Source organism: Hoylesella pleuritidis (genome assembly GCF_963541955.1).
Classification (GTDB): domain Bacteria; phylum Bacteroidota; class Bacteroidia; order Bacteroidales; family Bacteroidaceae; genus Prevotella; species Prevotella pleuritidis.
In genome coordinates this window covers 1-15,408 of sequence record NZ_CAUTUT010000020.1, presented here as the reverse complement: position 1 = coordinate 15,408, position 15,408 = coordinate 1, and the positions used below count along the sequence as shown (strand labels likewise).

Annotated in this window: 14 protein-coding genes; 13 read left to right on the top strand and 1 reads right to left on the bottom strand. The window is 41.8% G+C overall.

Annotated elements, in window-relative coordinates; genetic code table 11:
- Positions 1 to 371: 371 nt before the first annotated feature.
- On the bottom strand, positions 372 to 527 hold the full coding sequence (gene rpmH, locus RWY97_RS08645; RefSeq protein ID WP_021582776.1) for a 50S ribosomal protein L34: 156 nt from the start codon (positions 525 to 527) through the stop codon (positions 372 to 374).
- Between the two features lie 192 nt (positions 528 to 719).
- Between rpmH and efp the strand changes: the two genes are divergently transcribed.
- From efp to tssR, 13 genes are all read left to right on the top strand, one after another.
- Positions 720 to 1,286: an elongation factor P gene (gene efp, locus RWY97_RS08640; RefSeq protein WP_021582768.1), complete on the top strand. Its 567-nt coding sequence runs from the start codon at positions 720 to 722 to the stop codon at positions 1,284 to 1,286.
- A 217-nt stretch (positions 1,287 to 1,503) separates the two neighbouring features.
- Positions 1,504 to 2,499: a glycosyltransferase family 2 protein gene (locus tag RWY97_RS08635; RefSeq protein WP_024992479.1), complete on the top strand. Its 996-nt coding sequence runs from the start codon at positions 1,504 to 1,506 to the stop codon at positions 2,497 to 2,499.
- Complete coding sequence (radC, locus tag RWY97_RS08630; protein ID WP_039875346.1) at positions 2,499 to 3,185, top strand: RadC family protein; 687 nt, start codon at positions 2,499 to 2,501, stop codon at positions 3,183 to 3,185. The genes RWY97_RS08635 and radC overlap by 1 nt, the downstream gene beginning before the upstream one ends.
- Positions 3,186 to 3,276: 91 nt before the next feature.
- The gene (locus RWY97_RS08625) at positions 3,277 to 3,699 is read left to right on the top strand and encodes a GPW/gp25 family protein (protein WP_021582782.1); all 423 of its coding nucleotides are present in this window, start codon (positions 3,277 to 3,279) and stop codon (positions 3,697 to 3,699) included.
- Between the two features lie 22 nt (positions 3,700 to 3,721).
- Complete coding sequence (locus RWY97_RS08620) at positions 3,722 to 5,497, top strand: type VI secretion system baseplate subunit TssF (RefSeq protein ID WP_315566679.1); 1,776 nt, start codon at positions 3,722 to 3,724, stop codon at positions 5,495 to 5,497.
- Positions 5,494 to 7,935, top strand: coding sequence for an AAA family ATPase (locus RWY97_RS08615; RefSeq protein WP_315566678.1), 2,442 nt, complete (start codon positions 5,494 to 5,496; stop codon positions 7,933 to 7,935). Before RWY97_RS08620 ends, RWY97_RS08615 begins: the two co-directional genes overlap by 4 nt.
- A complete protein-coding gene (locus RWY97_RS08610; RefSeq protein WP_315566676.1) occupies positions 7,920 to 8,852 on the top strand; it encodes a hypothetical protein in 933 nt (310 codons plus the stop codon). The genes RWY97_RS08615 and RWY97_RS08610 overlap by 16 nt, the downstream gene beginning before the upstream one ends.
- A gap of 15 nt (positions 8,853 to 8,867) precedes the next feature.
- The gene (locus tag RWY97_RS08605; RefSeq protein WP_273176379.1) at positions 8,868 to 9,758 is read left to right on the top strand and encodes a TssN family type VI secretion system protein; all 891 of its coding nucleotides are present in this window, start codon (positions 8,868 to 8,870) and stop codon (positions 9,756 to 9,758) included.
- Complete coding sequence (locus RWY97_RS08600; RefSeq protein ID WP_314079267.1) at positions 9,745 to 10,896, top strand: hypothetical protein; 1,152 nt, start codon at positions 9,745 to 9,747, stop codon at positions 10,894 to 10,896. The genes RWY97_RS08605 and RWY97_RS08600 overlap by 14 nt, the downstream gene beginning before the upstream one ends.
- Positions 10,897 to 10,911: 15 nt before the next feature.
- Positions 10,912 to 11,382, top strand: a complete 471-nt coding sequence (locus tag RWY97_RS08595) for a hypothetical protein (protein ID WP_039875352.1) — start codon at positions 10,912 to 10,914, stop codon at positions 11,380 to 11,382.
- 26 nt (positions 11,383 to 11,408) lie between these two features.
- Positions 11,409 to 11,855: a type VI secretion system transmembrane protein TssO gene (locus RWY97_RS08590; RefSeq protein ID WP_021582786.1), complete on the top strand. Its 447-nt coding sequence runs from the start codon at positions 11,409 to 11,411 to the stop codon at positions 11,853 to 11,855.
- Between the two features lie 11 nt (positions 11,856 to 11,866).
- The gene (locus RWY97_RS08585) at positions 11,867 to 12,811 is read left to right on the top strand and encodes a PKD domain-containing protein (protein WP_315566671.1); all 945 of its coding nucleotides are present in this window, start codon (positions 11,867 to 11,869) and stop codon (positions 12,809 to 12,811) included.
- Entirely contained in the window at positions 12,808 to 15,084 is a 2,277-nt protein-coding gene (tssR, locus tag RWY97_RS08580) for a type VI secretion system protein TssR domain-containing protein (protein ID WP_315566669.1), read from the top strand. The genes RWY97_RS08585 and tssR overlap by 4 nt, the downstream gene beginning before the upstream one ends.
- The last annotated feature ends 324 nt before the right edge of the window (positions 15,085 to 15,408 follow it).

Below are 15,408 nucleotides of genomic sequence, written 5' to 3'. Positions count from 1 at the left end.
CTTTGTCAGGAGGAATTATAAAGATGAGGAGTGAAAAAATAAAAAGGTAAAAATCTGATTATAATCTCTTGTCAAGGCGAACGGTCGCAGTCGTTTACAGATGAGTGGCAACCCGCTTCGTAACCGATGCTTAAACGCCCTGTGAAAAGCCGTTAAACGGCGTGCGATTAACCGTTCGTTGCACGACGATTAACAGCTAATCGCAACGGGATTCGTATTCATCTGATATACAAGCAAATACACAGCTCGTGTTGATTCTATGAAGTTCGTTTTCCGGGTAACACCGAACGATAAAAAAAGCAGCAAATTCCCGTAAGAGAATTTGCTGCTATACTTTCATTTACTTGCTTGTAATGTGTGTGCGGAAAGATTTATTTTCCGTGATGTTCGTCAGAAACAGTGAGCTTCTTCCGGCCGCAAGCACGACGCGACGCCAATACACGGCGACCGTTCTTCGTTGCCATTCTCTCGCGGAAGCCGTGCTTGTTCACTCTTCTTCTGTTGTGAGGCTGAAATGTTCTTTTCATCTTTGCTATTATATTTTTATTGTTATTATTTCAGGCTTTGGGCTGCAAAATTACGCAATTCTTTTGTAATCACCAAAAAAAAAGGATTTTTAGTGGCCGAACTACGGCTTTTTTGTATTTTATTCGTAACTTTGCAACGCTCCAATGAGCAGTCGATTGACATTTATTATCACTCATTCAAGATAAAACAAAATGATTAATTCACAGGAGATTAAGATCGGAACGTGTATCCGTCTTGACAATCAGATCTTCACTTGCATCGATTTCCAGCACGTGAAACCGGGTAAGGGAAACACCGTTATGCGTACGAAGTTGAAGAACGTGACCACAGGTCGTGTGTTAGATCGCACCTTCCAGGTGGGTTTCAAACTTGAAGACGTGCGGATAGAACGCCGTCCTTATCAGTATCTTTACCAAGACGGAGAAGATTATATCTTTATGAATCAGGAGACATTCGAGCAAGCTCCCATCGCCAAAGAGGCTGTTACGGGCATCAATTTTATGAAAGAGGGCGATGTCGTAGAGGTAGTTACCGATACGACCGACGGCACTGTGCTCTTTGCCGAGATGCCGGTAAAAACCGTATTGCGCGTTACGCACTCGGAGCCTGGCCTTAAAGGAGACACCGCGACGAATGCAACTAAGCCTGCAACGTTGGAGACCGGCGTAGAGATTCGTGTTCCGTTGTTCATCAACGAGGGCGAACTAGTGCAGGTAGACACACGCGACGGCTCTTACTTGCAGCGTGTAAAGGAGTAGGTGTTTAAGTTTTTGAGTTCGTAAGTTTTTAAGTTGGTTGGTGAGCTTTTTAGTTTATGAGTTTTTAAGTTTATAAGTTTTCGAGGCCCTTTTACAACTCTTGGAAAACTTTAAAACTCATAAACTTAAAGCCTTAAAAACTTATGAACTCATCAACCAACTTAAAAATTTACGAACTTATAAACTAAAAAACGAACAAACTAACCCAAAACTAACGTTGAAATACTCATTCATTATTCCTGTTTACAATCGTCCCGATGAAGTGGAGGAGCTATTGGAGAGTCTGGCGACACAAACTTTCAGGTCGTTTGAGGTGCTCATTGTCGAAGACGGGTCGTCGGTGCCATGCCGAAATGTATGCGAGCGCTATGCCGAAAAGTTGGATTTGAAGTATTTCGAAAAGCCGAATTCTGGTCCGGGGCAGACTCGCAACTACGGCGCTGAGCGCGCTTCGGGCGATTATCTCATCGTGTTGGACAGCGATGTGGTACTTCCCGTAGGATATTTGCAGGCCGTTGACAATGAGCTAAACCGTGAACCGGCCGATGCTTTCGGCGGTCCCGACAGTGCGCACGCCTCGTTTACCGATACGCAGAAAGCCATTTCGTATTCGATGACGGCCTTTTTTACTACGGGTGGAATACGCGGCGGCAAGAAAAAACTCGACAAATTCTATCCCCGTTCGTTCAATATGGGCATTCGTCGCGATGTTTATGCACGGCTCGGAGGGTTCTCCAAGATGCGCTTCGGAGAAGATATCGACTTCTCGATTCGTATTTTCAAAGCCGGTTGCAGCTGTCGACTGTTTCCCGAGGCGTGGGTTTGGCATAAGCGACGGACAGATTTCCGCAAGTTCTTTCGACAGGTTTACAACAGCGGAATAGCTCGAATCAATCTCTATAAAAAATATCCCGAGTCGCTCAAAGCAGTCCATCTGTTACCGATGTTATTCACGGTGGGTGTGCTTTCGTTGGTTTTGTTGTCGGCCATTCTGTGCTCGTTGTGGCCCCTCTCGTTGGTTTTGCTTTACGCCGTGATGATCTTCGGCGATGCATTGCGCGTTTCACGGCGGCTCAAAGTGGCTGCATTGGCAGTCGTGGCAGCCTTTACCCAACTGATGGGATATGGTTTCGGTTTCCTCAATGCGTGGTGGAAACGCTGCGTGTTAGACCGCGACGCGTTCAGTGCTTTTGATAAAACGTTTTATAAATGATGGATGGGTTGCCCATTTCTCAATGGTCTTTGGAAGACCGGCCACGTGAAAAATTAGAACGATTGGGGGCTTCTGCCCTGTCGAATGCAGAATTGTTGGGCATCCTCATCGGATCGGGATCGGCCCGAGAAAGTGCCGTCGATCTGATGAAACGACTGTTGCACGACTGCAACAACAACCTGAATACACTGGGGAAACATACCATTCGCGAGCTCACTGCCTATAAAGGAATCGGCGAAGCAAAAGCAATCACGATCCTTGCAGCTTGCGAATTGGGTAAGCGTCGGGCTCGGGAGAAGGCCGAAGAACGTGCTGATTTAGGATCGGCAACGGCCATATATAACCTGATGCACCCTCGAATGCAAGACCTGAGCATTGAAGAGGCTTATGTTTTGCTGTTGAATCGTAACTACAAATTGATCAAAGACGTGCTCATCAGTCGCGGAGGCCTCAGCGAAACAGCCATAGACGTACGCCTGATCATTCGAGAAGCACTGTTGAACAACGCTACCGTTGTTGCGCTTTGTCATAATCATCCCAGTAACAACAACTCGCCCAGCCCCGAAGACGATCGTATCACGCAGCTTGTTAAGAAATCTTGTGATCTGATGCGCATATATTTCCTCGATCATGTCATCGTCACCGACGGTCGATATTACAGTTACCACGAAAATGGAAGACTGTGATTAATAGCGTATAAAAATATTAAAAAGAGAAAAAATCACCGTATTTCGTTAAAAAAGCCATATATTTGTACCACTATTCTTTAAATTAGGTATGGATTATCTGAAATTGCCATTGGACTTATCTTCCGCTTTGGAGGGGCGAATGGAGAGATGCTCCAATGAGGAGTCCATCGCTCAGCATATTATGATGTTGATTGTTTCTCATTATGGGGAGGTCGAAAGTAAGAATGATTACGGATCTATCATTTGGAATTTAGAATACAATCAGGTTGTCATCAACAATGATTGGGAAGAAAATGTAAAGAAGTCGTTGGAAAAAACCATTACCAAATACGAGCGCCGTTTAAAAGATATTCGTGTTCAAGTAGACCTTACGGAGGTGGAAGAAGAAATCAGGAATAAATATCCGAATGCTCGACGTCGTGTGAAGATTTGGGTATTTGGTCTGTTAGTTGCAAACGACAGGCCTTTCCATTTCAGTACCCACCTTTACATAAGCCCAATCTCTCAATGAAGTCAGGTAAAAACATTTTATTATGATAGACAAACGACAACGCGAGATTAAAGATCGCATTTCACGATATGCAATGGATTTATGGGGCATTTCCGACCCAAGTCGGATGGATCCCATCGTTGATTTGTTGTTAGACGTATTTGCATATAACAGCAGCAGGCTGTACCAAGATATTGATGCTGCTGATGCAAGCATACTCCATCGGTTGGCCCGTTTGCTCGTACCCCACAAATGGTCTCTTCCTTTTCCTTCTCACGCTTTGATGACAGTCTGTCCTGCATCGGACAATATCCGCACTCTTTCTATAAAAGACCATTTTTATGCAGACAGAATGATTTTCAGCAAAGGAGCGGTGCGCCTTTTCTTCACCCCCTTGGCAAACTATCCGCTGATTCAGGCACAAGTGAAATGCATTGCTTTTGGGCATAAGATTCTCACTTATATGAACGACGGACGGTATGTAGAATCGTTTTCGGACAGAGATGGAAAGGATGATGAAAATTCCGTTTGGGTAGGAATCGAGATTTCCGAACAAACATTACTGAATACGGAAAGCCTGACTTTGTGTATTTTACCCGAAGACAATCGTCTTACTCCATTTATCAAAGATATTCAGGCTTATGATACAGATGGTAATCCTTTATGTGTTCATAATCCGAGCTTTTCACTGCCCGATAAGGAAAAATATCATTATTTCGATGATATCAGCGATTATTATGCAGATCATTTCATCACGATAGACCTTACAGAGCAGTCCTGTCAGGAGAAGTTGTGCTGCACCTCATTCCCTCGGATTTGGAATAATGATACCGTGGAGAAGAATGCAGGCAATCTTTATTGGGTCAAGTTACAATTTCCCAAACTGCTCTCGTATATGAATTTTGAAGGAATGAGAATCCTGATGAATACTTTCCCTGTCGTTAACAGAAGAGCAGAATTCAAAAGACATAGCTTTGCAAGAGAAGGAACCATCATATCTCTTCCTTGTGATGACGGTATGCATCTCTTAAATGTAGATAGTTTGCAAGACAATACGGGGAAAGATTATACGGATATGCAGAGTCATTACGAAGAACGTCACAGCGGAGCTTTCAGTCTTTATTTCGGAAATCTTGAAAGATTTGACTCGGATAATGCCAGTACATTGATCATCAGGCTGATGCAATTGATACGGGAAGATGGAAGTGCTTTCTTTTCTACGAATACGGACCTATTGGATGCCCAACTCAATGAGCTTTACACTAAAATAGACGAGATCGGTAAAAACGTATACGATACGATTCAACGAGGAAGCAAACAGAGAGCATTCCTACTTACTCTACCTCAAAAGAATGCAGAAGATGCAGAGGTGAGATACTGGGTTACGGATGGAGATACTGCAAATGGCCTTGACTCGAGATCGCTGTTATATCAACACGGTATAGATAAGTTCCTCGTTACAGGCATCCGCTTCCAAACAGTCACTAAACAAGGGACCGTACACAAAGATGAACAAGATCTTATCAATAGTCTGCGCTATGGATTGTTAAGTAGAGACCGCATCGTTACACAGGAGGATGTGCGCAGTTACATTTTCCACAAAATGGGTGCTCTGGTAAAGTCTGTCGACATACGAGACGGAATAGATATTTCTCCCGATGTGCGCAAAGGTATTGTACGGACAACAGAAGTCAGAATAACAGTCAGACAAATGTCGGACAATGAAACAGTGGATCTTCCTGCCACGGCACATTTTCTTGAAAAGGAACTGACCAAACGTTCTATCAGTAAGATTCCATATAAAATATTTTTCGAATGAACGAGCAGAATTACAGCACAAGCCTGTTGGCAGCCATCAAGTTGGCAAAAGCAATGGCACGACAGGATAAACATCAATCCTATGGAGTTGCCCATCTTGCCACGGCAATGATAACGGAACAAACCGGGTTGAGGGAAATCCTGTCGTCTATGCAGAAAGACGTAGCCTATATTATAGATTGGTTTGATACCCATAAAGAAATGTATATCTCATCAAGCAATGATTCTTCCGACATCATTGCAGACGGAGAAGTCAAGCTCGTATTGGATGAAGCAGAACGCTCTAAAATCAAATTGGGAACCGATTCTGTGGATGCCTTGTGTGTCTTTACTGCCATTGTAAGAGACGGTATTGTCTATTCACACCAGCAAATAGAAACCATCGGTATCTCCGAAGAAGAAATTTTAGACTATTTCAATGCAGGTTTCTCACCGTTTGCACAAGGCTCAGAACAGGAGATACCATCTTCTATTCAATATGCTTCGGATTTTAAAAGGCCAGATGTATTGGAAGAAGGAAAGACAATTATAGGACGCAGCAAAGAGGTAAGACTCATTCTTGAAAATCTGGAACGTTCGGAGAACAAAGGTGTGCTCCTTGTCGGTGCCCCCGGAATCGGAAAGACCGGCATCGTTAAGGCTTTGGCATATGAGATCTCCATTAATAAAGATGAATTGATCAACCAAACCTCACTCATCAGTCTGAATACCTCAAAAGTATTGGCACAGGCATCTTCGGAAACAGAACTCGGACAAAAAATAACAACATTGTTGCAGAAACTGAATCAATCTAAATCAAAGACTGTACTGATAATAGATGATCTGCAAATGCTTTTGGAAAACGGAAACACTTCCAATGCCACTTCCCTCATAAATATTCTGGATGCCCAGATTAGTGAAGGCTCAACATCGTTGTTGATGATACTATCGACAGATGCTTACAGAAAACATATAGAAAAACATCCGATTGCCAACCGACTGAACGTAATCGATGTAGAAGAATTGGATCCTTATATTCTGAAAAGTGCACTCTTGGAACATAAGGCTCTGCTGCAAGCACATTACAGTTTGACAGTTACGGAAGATGCTATAGACAGCGCTTGTAATCTGGCGAATAGATATTACAAGGAAAAGAGTCAGCCGGCTTCGACGCTGGATTTGATTGATAGTACGGCTGCCTCGGTACGACTGAGTAATAAAAATGCTCCAGAAACGATCTCCCTTCTCACTGATACCTATAATAAATATCGAAAACTACCGATTGAAAAGGTAAAGGATCGTGATTTACACTTGCTTTATCACACGATATTCAGTAAGATAAGTGTTGTACTTACCTCTAAGATTGCGGACAACTTCACCCTTACAGATGAAGATACAGTTGCAGAGAAACTAGACAAGATCGGCTTAATATTAAAAGAGCTCGGAGAAGTTTCAGCTAAAGGTGTTCAGGCTGTCTCTCCGCTTGAAATAGAAGCAGTCGTCGCAGGAGATACGGGAATACCTATCGGAAAGATTCAAGCACAGGAAAAAGATCGATTGTTAGGTATAGAGAATAAACTACGGGAAAGAGTGAAAGGACAGGACAAAGCCATAACGACTCTTTCTGATGCTATTATCGAATCACGGAGTGGACTTAGTGATCCTAAAAAACCGATCGGTTCTTTTTTCTTCCTCGGTCCGACAGGAACAGGTAAGACCGAGCTTACCAAGTCACTCGCAGAATTACTTTTTGACGATGATTCTGCAATGATCCGTTTTGACATGTCTGAGTTTAAGGAAGAACACTCTGCGGCTCTCCTTTATGGAGCTCCTCCGGGATATGTCGGTTATGAGGAGGGAGGACTTCTTGTCACGAAAATCCGCCAAAAGCCTTACTCTGTCGTGCTGTTTGACGAGATAGAAAAAGCTCATAGCAGTGTTTATGACGTTTTTCTCCAAATGATGGATGAAGGAAAAATTCACGACAAGTTAGGGCGTGAAGGAGACTTTTCTAATTCTATTATTATCTTTACGTCGAACATCGGCAGTCAGTGGATTGCACAACAGATACAAGAAGGGCACCAACCGAAATCCAATGAACTGATAGAAGTGATGTCAAAATATTTTAGACCGGAGTTTCTCGGACGTCTTACAGAAATCGTTCCTTTCTCTCCGATTACAGAGTCTGTTGCGCAAGAGATATTCATACTTCATTTCTCACGACTTCAAAAACAGCTGCTTGAACAAAAGAATATCCAAGTAGATCTGACACCAGAAACGGTTTCCTATTTAACGGCAAAGGGTTTTTCTCCACAATACGGAGCTCGCCCGATTGCAGGGGTCATCAGAACCTACTTGAAGAAGACGATTTCAAAACTGATCGTTTCGGAAGCCATTAAACCAGGAGACAAAGTTATTGTCAGTAACAAAGACGGGAATTTACAATGGGATCGAGCTTGAGTACAAGACACGAGTATACGGAAAATTTTTGCAACAGTGAGGCTGGCAAACTGATTGCGGAAGTTTTTTTCAGAGAGCTCCAATTCATATCAGGAGAGTCTTTGGCTAATAAAGTCGTAGTTCGCAACCACGGAATGAACAGTCGTGTCAAGTCGCAGGATGTCCTTGGAGTTCAGACAGAAAATTTGTCCGAGAGCTTCAATGATCGGATTGTCCTACACCTCGCACGTAACGGCCTCTATCATCAACTTCCGGAGTTTCTTTTCCATCCGATTTCTCTGAGTTCCCCGGATATGAGCAACAATGAGATTGTGGCGGCAATACGGGCTAACAGAAAGAAAGAAGAGAAGACGATTCGGTTTTTCTCTCCTTTTGATACGGAGATTTTCAAAGATGGAGTTCGGATTTTCGGACGCAGCCTGAACCTTTTCAATAATCCGTATACGGATAATATTTTGCAGAAGGTTTCTTCACTTTTCTATACTGGATCGGTTCCACTGACACAAGAAGAGAAGTATAGGCTCTTTCTGTTCCTTTACCGATCTGATCGGTTCAAGGAAGATCTGCCGACATTAGAAAAAGTCATCTATGTCATCTTACATATCCATATCGCTTTAAAATATAAATATCATCGTACGAAAGATTTACCTTATGGGGCTTTGGGTGAGTGTTGGTTAGGAAGAGACGCAGGACTGTCAGGAACTATCATCAGCGAATTGGATGATGTAGAGGCGAAACTCTGCTTTGAAAAAAATATAGAGAATGAGACTTTCCTCAAAGAGAAAATAACAGCCGTAAGGTTCATTCTCTCCTTTTTCATCCTGTCATCCAGGCATATCGATGTAATTTATACGGTCAGCTCGAATACAGAATTCATCTTGAACCGAAACTATCTGGGATATGATACCAATTTATAATAAGAAATCAGAATAATGAAACCATTAATTATATTTTTCCTGAAATTTCTGTTGGCACCTCTACTTGCGATGCTGCTACTCTTCATTACGAGTGCCTTAAAATCGATCAGGCAGAAACTCAGTATGAAGAAAGTCATCATCTTTTCATTGCTGGCCGGACTTTGTCTGGGTTTACCCTCTTTGTTCGGATTGCTGAGAAATGAATTTGTCTGGGGAGGACTGATTCTGACAGTCATATCCTATCTATTACTGGGAATCTTTTTCCTCTTTGCTCTGAAATCCTTTATGGGAGATGGAACGAAAGATCCGGATGAGACTATCAGCGTTCTGCTTATTCTGATATCAGGTATTGTCGGCATGTGGATTTATTATATTGTTTTCGATTTATTAAGTGGGGAATTACCTTATACGGTTTGGGCAATGACGACCGTCCTATGGTTTGCAATACCTTTCTCTGTATATTGCTGTTTTAAGCTGTTTTGTGAGATTCAACCACCTATCTATGCACTATGGATGTCCAATCATAGTGCTTTTAATCGCAATTATTGGGACACATTCGATAATTTCAAATCAAAAACAGTCAGGGTAAGAATCAAGAGAAAAACAAGCGACCAGAACTATACGATGTTGTCTGTTCGATTATCTGATGGTATTTCTCTTGGCGATTGGTTCGACTGGATGGTCGAAGATCAGAACAAACGGTTCCCGCAGGCAAAAATAGATACGAGAATGGACGATCCGGAGAGTGGTTGGATCTTTTATACAAGTAAATGGTTCAAGTATCCTCTTTTTATTAGAATGTTGGATCCGAAGCTCACGGGGATAGAAAATGGAATTAAAAAGGACCAAATTATATATATAAAAAGAGTTTTAAGTGTAAATCATATACAATATGAAGAAGATTGATCATCTGCCTGTCAATTGGGTTAACGGACTCAAGTTGAACAACAGCCATTTTTTCGAGACCTATTATAATATGGTGGCTACTGTAAGATTGGACTGCGAGGAAAGACTTACAGGATATAACTACGGTTTTGGAGAAGGACTTACAGGAACTGCCGTTCCTGTCGAAATAGAAACGAAAGGGGACACTGTCGACACTTTCAGCGTTCTATTGAAATCTTGCAATGCAGTTACTCGTAACGGTTTTCATATTATCTACGATCGTTCTTTATACGGTGATTATATTCCAGCTGCAAAATTAAGAGATGTAGAAGTCGACTTTTCTAAAAGGCAGGAACTGTTTATTATCCTTTTTGTTAATCCGTATAAATTGCTCCCCGTAGGTATTCCCGATCCGGAGATAACGCCTTTGCACCATCCTTATGTTCTTCCGGAAATAAATATACAGTTAGTGCCTGAAGCGCAGGTAAACAAGACTTTTCTGGAACGAAACTGCATTATTGCGGGAAGAGGTGTTGCCGAAGGAAACCTATTCACCGTAGACACACAATATATCCCCCCTGTACAGAAAACTTGTTATGCACAGACACTTCTGTCTTTTCTCGATTTCTTCACGAAACACGTTAAAGCAGTCTACGACTACTCTCAGCTCGTTTACCGTAAGAATATCACGGATTCACGCCGAGATACGCTTGTAGAAAATACTTTCTCTCTCTGTAATGTCATACAGACTTTTTACAGTAAGAATATTTTTGATTTAGAGAATCTTGCAGCAGAACAACCTCCGATACATATGGTACATTTGGCCAATAGGCTGGCCAATATGCTATTGACTGTTCTGCGCACAATGCCAGAAAAAGAGTTTGAAGTTCTTCTTCAATATTATAATGAGTGGATAAATGTCAAACCCGCAGATTTTATGCATACCATAGGAGATGTGGCAAGTGTAGTTTACAAGCATACGGACATCGCTCCTATTCTGTCTAAAATAGGTGATTTTATCGATATGTTGAACAAGCTCTTCAAAAAGATGAGCGAACTGGAATACGTCGGTTTGATGAGAGAGAATATTGTCATCAGCGAAGATAGTGAAAGGAATGTTTCCGAAAGTGAGAGGAAGTCTTGGAAAGTTTGGGAATAAAGCAGGAATATGGCAATGAATGAAAAAAATAAGAAAGAACGCAAACAGGCAAGAATCGCATTCTTGATACAGTTTTCTTTTACCTTACTGCTATTCCTGCTCTTTGGCGTATGCACGTTAACAACGGCCCGAAAAGGTATCAGTATGCTGGAAGAAAAGAAAGCTCTGTATGACGAAATTTTCCGAAAACAGGCGGGATACAACTTTCGCTTAGACGAGATTTTCCGGAATATGAACAGCTTAACTACCAAGGAAAGAAGCGGTAATGAGCATAAACAACTTCAATTGATCATTACCCAGGAACGAGAGAAAATGCTGGATGAAATCAGCTTATCGGATGCAGACAGCACAAATTATGCACTCTATAAAGTATTATTAGGGCAGATTCGTGCAACTCAGGAAACGATAGACCAGTACGATCGTGAAAGTCGCCGACGTGAATATAACCTTGGGCAGTTGCAAAAAGGGCGGAGTATGTTCAGGTAATAAAACGTATTTAACAAGAAACAGATATGACAAGAGATGAGAGAATATGGACGAGCGTGAAGTTCACTCTATTGCTGCTTTTTTCAGTGACATTGATGTATATCCTTCTTTGCAAGTATGTCATACAGATTCCAATGTTTGAAACTGATCTGCTCATCAAGAACATAGACGGGTCAGAGGAAATCCTCACAGACCAGAAGAAAATGGCAGAAGAGGTAAAGGCATTGAAAGCAGACATCGACTCTTTGAATTTTGAGATACAACAGGTGCAGCACACCGGTGAGATCAAAACAAGGATTTTACAAATGCAGAGTGTTTATAAGAAAAATGACTATAACCCGAGATACTTATATAGCATACAGGCGTATAAGACTTTGCAGGGATATTTTGATATTCGAGAAAATCTCAGTTATACCATCAGTGACAACAAACTCATTGAACAAGACTTAGAGAAAATAAAGGCAAATATATAAATAGTATTATTATGAATGAAAGACGAAAAATTCTATTGGCAATCGTTTCTTTTTTAGCGATTGTCGGTTTAGTATTAATTTTGTTCCTTCCATCAAGAACATCGCCTCGGAATCTGGACTTCTATATTCAGGATGCGAACGGGAACAGCCAGTTAGAAGTCAATGAGATGATAAAGTTCATTGTCAATGACTCAGTTGAATTGGCAGGAAGAACAGTTATATGGAAAATGGGCAATGGTGACAGCCTTGTGGGACATCCTAATTTTCAATACAGATATAGGGAAGCAGGAAAATATCTTGTCACACTTCACGTTGATGGCAAATATATCGCCGGTAAATCAATCGTAGTCATCGCCATAAAGGAAAAGATTGCAGTAGACTCGATTCCCAAGATCAATGGCGTTTCGCGAGGATATGAAGGAGAAGAACTGGTATTCTCTGCCGAAGGCCACGGTATGGACACCTGGTATTGGGAGTTCGGCGAGAGTGGTACAGTCGATGCCTTTGAGCGGCAAGTCGTACATAAGTATGATAAACCGGGGAAATATATCATAAAGCTGAAGACCAATACCACACAGTACCCCGTAGAGCACGAAATAACGATTCTGCCCAAAGTCGAGGATATTATGGAGAAGCCTCAGGCTATTGATACCGTAGCAATTGTACAAAATGATATCAAACGGCATTTGCAGGCTATTGCCAATGCCAAAGCCTCGGATAAAGCTTCTTACTATGCCAATATGAACTATATTAAGAAGACTTATTTCTGCTATGATGCAGCCCAAGTCGTTGTAGAGGTGAATGGAGAGCGCTATAATGTCTTTCCCGATTACTGCCAAGGACTGCATTTCCTTGAAAGTAACCGTAATAAACGAATTCTCATAGAAGATGTTAAGATAGACGACATAAACCGAATTACAAAAATACAAGTAACTCAAAGATACATAGGAAAATGAAAAAATCAGCATATCGAATATCTACGAAGTGGATATACAGTATCATTGCTTTATTCTTTGCAATATTACCTTTAACTCACGCTTACGGCCAAATAAAAAAATACGAAAAGCTACATTGTATTGGCCGAAATACATTCAATTTCATACCGAATGCGAAAGAACGGCCCTCCGTACATAAGAATAAAGATTTACTTATCGTATATTCGGACAGAGACGGTAATAAAGTTTATGCCAACCGATTTGCCCAAAGAGTATTGAGTGAACAAAAGATGGGCAGCCCATATTATGTTATCAACGAGAAAAACGGCTTTTGTAAAGTTGTTGCCGCATCACAAGATATTATAGGCAAACCCAAGGGTATGTTGGGCGTTTTCCACGGCAGCAAGAGACATCTTAAAGATGCAAGAACAGCACCTTTCGTCGGCTGGATTCCCAAAGAGCGTCTGCTGACTTTCGGACACGCCTTTGTATCGACCTCAAATAATGCACCCATCAGATACCGTATTGGAGCAGCATCTGCCGAACAGTTGTTTAATTTACATCCTTATTGCCAAGCAGACACCGTATCTGTTTTCAGAGACCCCTTCTTTTATGATAAAAATGGACAAAGCGTAATATGGGGACAGATTGTCTACGCATATAAATATGACAAGAGTAAACAAGCTGTTCTCATTTCCGACAGACCGACATTGAATGATCCTTCAAGAAAGGTTCTTGGCTGGATTCCGGGTAATCTGATTGCTGAGGTAGGTCAGAATCATTCTTTTTTGCTGAATCAAGAAAAGACAAACAGCGGTATTCCCTTGCAGTCTGATCTGTTATTCGCATTGAACGGAAACCGAGAAAACGGAGCAAACCGGATCAATCTGCCAATATCCGTTTGGGATATGGACAAGAGTAAAATCATTAATATCAAGGGCGGAAGCTTTCCTGTCTCAGAAATCAAGCGAATGTACAACGGAAGTAAACAGTTGAACGTACACCTACTGTTTTTTGAAAAAGATATTGCGGATGTCAAGGCATTGGCAAGTACTTTGCAAAGTATTGCGCTGAAAATTCCACAGACTGTTCATACGAGATTTTCTATAACATCCGTATCCGACAACGGTAACAGACACCTGAAATGTACTGCGGATTATTCGCAGTGGCTTGCTTTTCTTGAAAAGATAACCTCTGATCGGATGGGGATTCCCGTATCCGGAGCTGGTTTCCATTCCGCTTTCGATACGATATTTGAAGAGTCTCCTTACATGAAATTCGGTAACAACGTCTTCATTATTCTGGGAACGGACGAGTTCCCCACTTTCACATTGGCAATCAAATCCAAGTTGGCAGTAAGATCTTCCAGTCTTCTGTTTGCACAGATGTCAAGCCAAGAGAGTCTGGCTTATCAGAATTTCGTTCTCCAAGCCAAAGAATTACTCGATGACAATATTTCTGGTTATATGAATTTCATAACCGGATATATCGCCGACCCCCAATGGGACAAGCCCAGTTTGTTTAAAGATATGAGTACCGATGATGAAAACGCGTATCTGTTGGATGTCCCGCAGAACAGCGTAGCCTCAGGCGGTCTTGTTTACCCGAAAACCAACGGAAAATTGTCCAACCCTGGTTTTTCTAAGATATTGGACAGCTTATTCGTACAGATCGAGACAAAAGATAAAGAATTGATTGCCTCACTGACGGAATATAAGAATAAATTAGGTGTACAGCGTGCCGTTCCTACGGATTACATAACTGAACGATGCGAAGTCTCAGACCTCTCTGTTGCAGAGCTTGACAGAAGCTGCATCAATGAGGCACTGTATGCCGACACATTACTGAATGATTCTGCCCTATCCGGAACTGCCGACGGCTATCTTTTCGATGCCGATGAAATGAAAAATTTGCTTGGCGGATATCGAGACCTGATGCTCTATTTCACGTCTGATATGGGTAAAAAAGAGATTCGGACACTGCGAAAGGCTTATCGCCGGCAATCCAAAGAGCTCAACGACTTGTATCACAGGAAGGTCCTTTTCAGGAAATCATCCGTTTCTGATCTATTCTATTACAAGACAGGTATTCCCTCTTCTGAGAGTCTGAACAACGTAGTGAGGATAAAAGACTTGAGTCGGAGAAAATGCAATGTCACACGTTGGGATGATTGCTATCTGAGAATGTATGGGAAATTAGTACGACTGGAAGAACGCTTCAAGTCTCAAAAAATCCGGACAATCGAAATTGCAGGAACAACTTACTATTTCGTTCCCAAGCAAGAAGTACTTTAAAACAGTCAGGCCAATGGCATCCTATTTAAATCGGAATAGGATGCCATTGACTTTTTATACCTCGACAAATCACTCTCGCTGCATTGATATAACGGGAATGCAATACTCCCGCCATTCAACTCATTTGAGGAATGATAAAAAATACCGGAAATTCTTTTTCACTCACTTCCTCGTTTCCCTTCTCACTTACCTCCCCATTCGCTTTGCCAACTCAATCTGCGAATCTACATCTGAACGCTATTTCGAGCAGTATACGCCCAGTGGGGCAACAGTCGTATAGGAGTGGTCGAGAAGTATACGACCTCTCATCGTGCTTCTTAGATG